This window comes from uncultured Rhodococcus sp. (assembly GCF_963525155.1).
In the GTDB taxonomy this organism is placed as follows: Bacteria; Actinomycetota; Actinomycetes; order Mycobacteriales; family Mycobacteriaceae; genus Rhodococcus_F; species Rhodococcus_F qingshengii.
Genome location: NZ_CAURKP010000238.1, coordinates 1 through 6,628, shown reverse-complemented (window position 1 = coordinate 6,628; position 6,628 = coordinate 1). Strand labels below are relative to the sequence as shown.

Sequence of the window (6,628 nt, the reverse complement as noted above, 5' to 3'; positions counted from 1 at the left end):
GTCGAAGTCCACAGGAGGACGTTCGCCGGCGGTGAGAGGCTTGTCCTTCGACAGCGTCTTCGGCTCCTGCACTCCGCTCTGCGGCTTCTTGTCGAAGTTGCCCGTGAAGATGGAGTCGTCGCCGTCGAGGAGGTGCTGGGTGATCACAGCGCGCGGCGTCATTCCGCGCAGCTTGTTCAGATCTGCGAGTGGTTTACGCAGATCCTCGAAATCGGTGCCCAGTTCTTCCTTGAGCTGATTGGAAGCGCCCGAAGCATATTCGCGCACCTGCCTCAGGGATTTCGTGACCCAGGAGACCGCACCAGGAAGCCGCTCAGGTCCCAAGATGACCAGAGCCGCTACGAGGAGGATCATGAACTCGCCCCAACCGATGTTGCCAAACACAGGGTCAGCCTACTGTGTGCTCGCTCGGTGCGCGCATGTCCGGATCAACCTCACAGGAAGATCGCAGGGTCCGATCAGTCCGACACCGGCGTGACCGAAATGTCGACCTGTCGTCCGTCGCGGATCAACTGAACGTTGACCGGCTGATCGACGGTCGTCGCGTTGACCGCAACCACCAATTCGTCGGCACTTGTCACCGGTCGGTCACCGACCTTGACGATGACGTCACCCTCGACGATCCCCGCACGTTGAGCGGGGCTTCCGTCGCGGACATTGGCCACTGCCGCGCCGCTGGTCGCGTCGTTGACTGCGGTGCGGGCGTTCACGCCGATGTCGGGGTGATGAACCTTGCCGTCGCGGATGATGGTCTGAGCCACCTCGGTGACCGTGTCGATCGGAATCGCGAAGCCGAGCCCGACCGAACCACCGGACTCACTGAGCATTGCGGTGTTGATGCCGATGACGCGGGCTTCGTCGTCGACGAGCGCACCACCGGAGTTGCCGTGATTGATCGCCGCGTCGGTCTGGACGGCGTCGATGACGGCGTTGGTGTCAGTGCCTTCACCCGACAACCGCAGAGGCCGGTTCAGTGCACTGACGATCCCGCGGGTGACAGTCTTGCTCAATCCGAGCGGTGAGCCGACGGCGACGACGTCGTCGCCCACCTGAACATCCTCGGATTTTCCGAGCTGAGCGACCGTCAGATTGTTCGCCGACACCTTGAGCACTGCGAGGTCTGTCTTGACGTCACGTCCGACGATCTGGGCGTCGGTCTTGGTTCCGTCGGAGAAGATCACCTGGATCTTCGCGTCCTGAGCGGGCGGAACGGCCGAGGAGATCACGTGGTTGTTGGTGACGATGTATCCGGCGCCGTCGATGACCACACCGGAACCCGTGCTGCCCTGGTCGCCGACGGCGACCTGAATCGACACCACGGATGGCAGTACCGCGTCGGCGACCTTCGCCACCTGAGACTCCGGCTGTTCCCCACCGCCGGATTGAACGAGCGTGACACGTGAGCTGGTGAGTGAACTGCGATCGGCAGTGATGACAGTGGCAAGCAACCCACCGACGAGAGCGATGACAAGCGCCATGCCCGCAAGCGCGGCCAGCGCCGAGGGGGCGACCTTGCGACCGAACAACAGCTCACGCACGTCGAGTTTCTGGGCGGGAGGCAACTGCACCGGCGCCTCGGACTCTGCGGGCTTGCCCAGCGAGACGGCGGATTCAGGATCACGCCACGGATCACGCGGCGTTTCTTCGTCGGGCGTGTTGTTCGCCGTCGCCTCGGGATCGCGACCGATCGACTCGGTGGCGTCTGCGGGTCGACCGAAGGCTTCGGCCAGAACCGGGTCCGGAGTCCCGATCACGACATCGGAGGACGGAGTCGATCGCGCGGCCACCGGAGTGAACGAGCCCTCGACTCCACTCGGCCGACCGAACACCTGGCGCGAGGCCGGATCGATCTGGGGTCGATAGACCGGACGGGGGTCGAGAACCGGCGCATCTGCCGGTCTGTCCACCGAACCGTTTGCCGAAGAATCCGAACTCACTCCGGAGTGCCCCCTTTTTCCGTCAGTCACATGGTCCAGTATCACTGATCCGCGCCGGGAAGCTGGCGCGCGGCGTCATTTGCGCCAGCGACGGGACAACCTCTTGCTGATGGTGGAGAAGCCGGCGGGTTGATTACCGACGGAACTGTCGGCGTTTTCCGAATTCGGCCCGGTAGTCGGACTGTTGCACGAAGGAATCTGGCTGAGAAGTCCCACCAGGGACAACGGCATCGTCATCTCGCCGCTTCGACGCAGCGCACCACGTGCCTGTTGCTGAGCATCGACGGCCGCAGCGCACTCGGCGCAGATCGAGATGTGATGCGAGGCCCGCAAGTAGGCCTGCATTCGGAGTTCTCCGTCGACGTAGGCAGCGATTGCCTCGCTGGCCAGATGTTCGGTCGAACCGAACTGGCGATGTGCCCGCGCCTCCGTCATTCGTCCCTCCAGGTGATTGACCACGTCCCGCTCTGTAGCTCGAACCCGACCGTCAGAAACCGACGAGCTCGGATTCGGCTGCGCGCTGCGCAGCCAGATGATCACGAATCGCCTGTCGCCCACGATGGATACGGCTACGAACCGTTCCGAGCTTCACTCCCAGTGTGGCACCGATTTCCTCGTACGACAGACCTTCGATGTCACAGAGCACGACAGCGGCACGAAATTCAGGTGCGAGTGAGTCCAGTGCGGCCTGCAGACCTGCGTCGAGGCGCGCGTCGTGGTAGATCTGCTCGGGGTCCGGACCGGGCGAGGGAACGCGGTCGTAGTCCTCGGGCAGCGCTTCCATACGGATGCGATTGCGTCGGCGAACCATGTCGAGGAACAGGTTTGTGGTGATGCGGTGCAACCAGCCCTCGAAAGTTCCGGGCTGATAATCGGAGAGCGAGCGGAACACCCGGATAAAGGTGTCCTGCGTCAAGTCCTCGGCGTCCTGGGCATCGCCTGACAACCGGTAGGCCAGGCGGTACACCCGGTCACCGTGCTGACGCACGAGTTCGTCCCAAGACGGCATGGAGGACTTCTCACCAGTTGCATCGAACACAGCAGTGCCGATCAATTCGGAATCCACAGCCGATTCCGTCGTCAAAACTTCCGACTCTCGAGGGCGAGGCTCGTCGTTGACCTGGTAAATAAGTTGATCCTCCTGCTCGGGATCGCGTAGTTCGATCACCGCGTTGTCCGAATCACGTGATGCGCGATATTCGGGAGAACCAGCCGATGCTGTGATTTGTTCCCGATCACCGAGCTGCGAAAGATCAACTTGGTAGAAATCGATACCGCCGTGCGATCTTCGATCCGGCGATGTATACACCTTTTCTCATCGCGGTGTGCACGCCATATGAGGAGCCTGAGGGATTCCTGAGAATCCTGGTGACTGCGCGCCTTGCAGCGACAATCCGAACCGCCCGATAACCTCATGAGCGTGACCCACGCCGAACAGATACTCCGCCACGTCGAGGACGTAGTTTCCGAGGACGAGATTTTGACCGCGGCGCGAGATCGAGCGCTGGATCTCGGAGCCCATCCGGTGACGCCCGCCGTCGGCGCGACGCTCGCGATGTTCGCGAGGATGCTCGACGCGAAGACGGCCGTCGAGGTAGGTACCGGAGCCGGCGTGAGCAGCCTGTGGCTTCTGCACGGAATGCGCGACGACGGCGTCCTGACCACGATCGACAGCGAACCCGAACATCAGCGGGCCGCCAAGCTGACCTTCCGCGAAAGCGGAATCGCTCCCGCACGCACTCGCCTGATCAACGGACGGGCTCTCGACGTGCTTCCCCGGCTCGCCGACGGCGGCTACGACCTGGTGTTCGTCGACTGCGCCGCGATCGACCACCCGCACTACGTCCGCGAAGGTGTCCGTCTGCTGCGCTCCGGCGGTGTCATCGTTCTGCACAACGCCCTGGCCGACGGCCGCGTAGCCGACAGCTCCGCACGCGACGCGACAACGGTTGCGGTCCGAGAAGCGGCAAAGGCCGTGACCGAGGACGAGCGACTCATTCGAGTCCTCCTCCCCCTCGGTGACGGCCTCCTCTGCGCGAGCAAGCTCTAGATCCAGACGCCCTTACCGATGGCGACGACGCCACCCTGACTGACGGCAAATCGTTCGCGGTCACGTTCGAGATCGACGCCGATGATTTCGCCGTCACCGACGACGACGTTCTTGTCGAGGATCGCTCGCCGTACGACGGCACCCTTGCCGATGCGCACACCCGGCATCAGCACGCTGCCCTCGACGGTCGCACCGTCCTCGATCATCACGTTGGAACTGAGTACCGAATTGCGCACGGTCGCCGCGGACAGGATCGACCCCGCACCGACGACCGATTCCTGCGCGAGTCCGCCCTTCACGAACTTTGCGGGCGCGAGATTCTCGGTGGCGCCGCGGATGGGCCAGCGACGGTTGTAGAGATTGAAGATCGGGTGCACCGACACCAGGTCCATGTGAGCGTCGTAGAAGGCGTCGAGGGTACCGACGTCACGCCAGTAGCCGCGGTCTCGATCGGTGGCACCGGGAACGACGTTGTCCTTGAAGTCGTAGACCGACGCCTCACCCGCGGCGACCAAGGCGGGAATGATGTCTCCGCCCATGTCGTGATCGGAATCGGAATTCTCTGAATCAGCGCGGATGGCGTCCACGAGCACCTTGGTGGTGAACACATAGTTACCCATGGACGCGAACGTCGAATTGGGGTCGTCCGGTGTCCCGGGAGGATGGGCGGGCTTTTCCAGGAACTGGGTGATGCGTCCGGACTCGTCACTGTCGATGCAGCCGAAAGCAAAAGCCTCACTTCGCGGTACACGAATACCCGCGACCGTCACGCCTGCCCCGGATTCGATGTGGTGCTGAACCATCTGTTCCGGATCCATCCGGTACACGTGGTCGGCACCGAAAACCACGATGTACTCGGGGTCCTCGTCGTAAACGAGATTGAGCGACTGCAGGATTGCGTCGGCACTGCCGGTGTACCAGCGCGGCCCGAGCCGCTGCTGGGCCGGGACCGGGGTGATGTACTCACCCGCGAACCCGGACAATCGCCACGTCTGCGAAATGTGGCGGTCGAGTGAATGTGACTTGTATTGCGTCAACACACAAATACGCAGATATCCCGCGTTGACAAGGTTGCTCAACACGAAGTCGATAAGTCGATATGCACCTCCGAAGGGCACTGCGGGCTTCGCTCTGTCCGCGGTCAGCGGATACAAGCGTTTGCCCTCGCCCCCGGCGAGCACGATTCCAAGCACATGCGGCTGGCTTCTCACACCGCTAACCTATCCGCACTGGTGAACTCCCGCTAGCGAAGCAGTCCGAGAGGTCCGATCGTGTCCCCCTCCGAACGGTCGGGGATAACGTGATCGGTAGCCGGATCGACCACGGGCGGTTAGGTTTAGCGCGTGCGAGTCGCGATGATGACCAAGGAATACCCGCCGGAGATCTACGGCGGCGCAGGAGTACACGTAACCGAGCTCGTCGCTCAGATGAAACTGCTGTGCGAGGTCGACGTGCACTGCATGGGCGCCCCGCGCGAAGGCGCGATCGTCCACTCTCCCGACCCCGCTCTCGCCGGATCCAACCCGGCCCTGACGACGCTCTCCACCGAACTGCGCATGGCGGACGCCGCGGCCGGTGTCGACATCGTCCACTCCCACACCTGGTACACCGGACTGGCCGGGCATCTCGCGTCGGCTCTCTACGACGTGCCGCACATCCTCACCGCGCACTCACTCGAGCCCAGACGCCCGTGGAAGGCCGAACAGCTAGGCGGCGGCTATCGGATCTCGTCGTGGTCCGAACGCAACGCCGTCGAGCACGCAGACGCGATCATCGCCGTCAGTTCCGGTATGCGACTCGACGTCCTCGACGCGTACCCCGCTGTCGATCCGAGTCGCGTTCACGTAGTCCGCAACGGAATCGACACCGAGGTATGGCATCCCGGGGGATCTGCGCCGGGAGCACAGTCCGCACTCGCGTCGATCGGCGTCGACCCGGCAAAACCCATCGTGGCCTTTGTCGGACGCATCACGAGGCAGAAGGGCGTCGGGCACCTCGTCGCGGCAGCCCACCACTTCGACCCGGAGATTCAGCTCGTGCTGTGCGCCGGCGCTCCCGATACGCCGGAGATCGCCGCCGAGACGGAGAAGGCGGTGGCCGAACTCGCCCGGCACCGGGGCAATGTCTACTGGGTGCGCGAGATGCTCCCGACCGAGCAGATCAGGGAAATACTTTCGGCAGCAACGGTATTCGTCTGCCCTTCGGTGTACGAACCCCTCGGGATCGTCAATCTCGAAGCCATGGCGTGTGAGACCGCCGTGGTCGCTTCCGACGTCGGCGGCATCCCCGAGGTGGTCGCCGACGGCGTCACCGGTCGACTCGTGCACTACAACGCCTACGAGCCGAACGCATTCGAGGAATCGCTCGCGGCCACCGTCAATGCCGTTGTCGCCGACCGAGAAGGCGCCGACGCGATGGGTCGTGCGGGCAGGATCCGTGCGATCGACGAGTTCTCCTGGGCCGAAATCGCCAAGCAGACGCTCGAGGTCTACGCGGACGCCGTCACGAGACGCTGATCCGCGTCAGATCTTGCGATAGGTCGAGACCGTCGCCGACGCGGTGACGGTGCTCGGCTGCGGCAGCTTCGCCACGGCGGCAGCCAGATCGGCGGGCGTCAGGTGTCTCGCCGACGGTCCCATCC

At 63.5% G+C, this 6,628-nt stretch carries 7 protein-coding genes; 2 read left to right on the top strand and 5 right to left on the bottom strand.

Translation table 11 applies throughout. The features are described 5' to 3' along the window. The 4 genes from tatB to sigE all read right to left on the bottom strand — a co-directional run. Positions 1-384 (bottom strand): Sec-independent protein translocase protein TatB (tatB, locus tag RWT78_RS26885; RefSeq protein ID WP_314682083.1); only part of this gene is annotated, 384 nt, incomplete at its 3' end. 74 nt (positions 385-458) lie between these two features. Continuing rightward, positions 459-1,937, bottom strand: coding sequence for a trypsin-like peptidase domain-containing protein (locus RWT78_RS26880; protein WP_065351193.1), 1,479 nt, complete (start codon positions 1,935-1,937; stop codon positions 459-461). Positions 1,938-2,012: 75 nt separating this feature from the next. After that, complete coding sequence (locus tag RWT78_RS26875; RefSeq protein ID WP_003945180.1) at positions 2,013-2,372, bottom strand: hypothetical protein; 360 nt, start codon at positions 2,370-2,372, stop codon at positions 2,013-2,015. A 52-nt stretch (positions 2,373-2,424) separates the two neighbouring features. Beyond that, positions 2,425-3,021 carry an RNA polymerase sigma factor SigE gene (sigE, locus tag RWT78_RS26870; RefSeq protein ID WP_029255812.1) on the bottom strand — a complete coding sequence of 199 codons (597 nt, stop codon included), beginning with the start codon at positions 3,019-3,021 and terminating at the stop codon, positions 2,425-2,427. 330 nt (positions 3,022-3,351) lie between these two features. Here sigE and RWT78_RS26865 point away from each other — a divergent pair, with 330 nt between their 5' ends. Further along, on the top strand, positions 3,352-3,987 hold the full coding sequence (locus RWT78_RS26865) for an O-methyltransferase (RefSeq protein ID WP_007736091.1): 636 nt from the start codon (positions 3,352-3,354) through the stop codon (positions 3,985-3,987). On the opposite strand, the gene glgC is transcribed toward RWT78_RS26865, so the two are convergent. Next, entirely contained in the window at positions 3,984-5,198 is a 1,215-nt protein-coding gene (gene glgC, locus RWT78_RS26860) for a glucose-1-phosphate adenylyltransferase (protein ID WP_003945185.1), read from the bottom strand. The two genes, RWT78_RS26865 and glgC, sit on opposite strands and share 4 nt — an antisense overlap. Before the next feature lie 132 nt (positions 5,199-5,330). Here glgC and glgA point away from each other — a divergent pair, with 132 nt between their 5' ends. Next, positions 5,331-6,503: a glycogen synthase gene (gene glgA, locus RWT78_RS26855; RefSeq protein WP_314682076.1), complete on the top strand. Its 1,173-nt coding sequence runs from the start codon at positions 5,331-5,333 to the stop codon at positions 6,501-6,503. Positions 6,504-6,628: the final 125 nt, after the last annotated feature.

What these genes read in the sequence shown, in the direction of transcription:
- RWT78_RS26875 (WP_003945180.1), bottom strand. Translation starts at nt 2,372, where the DNA reads ATGACGGAGGCGCGGGCACATCGCCAGTTCGGTTCGACCGAACATCTG.
- RWT78_RS26865 (WP_007736091.1), top strand. Translation starts at nt 3,352, where the DNA reads ATGAGCGTGACCCACGCCGAACAGATACTCCGCCACGTCGAGGACGTA.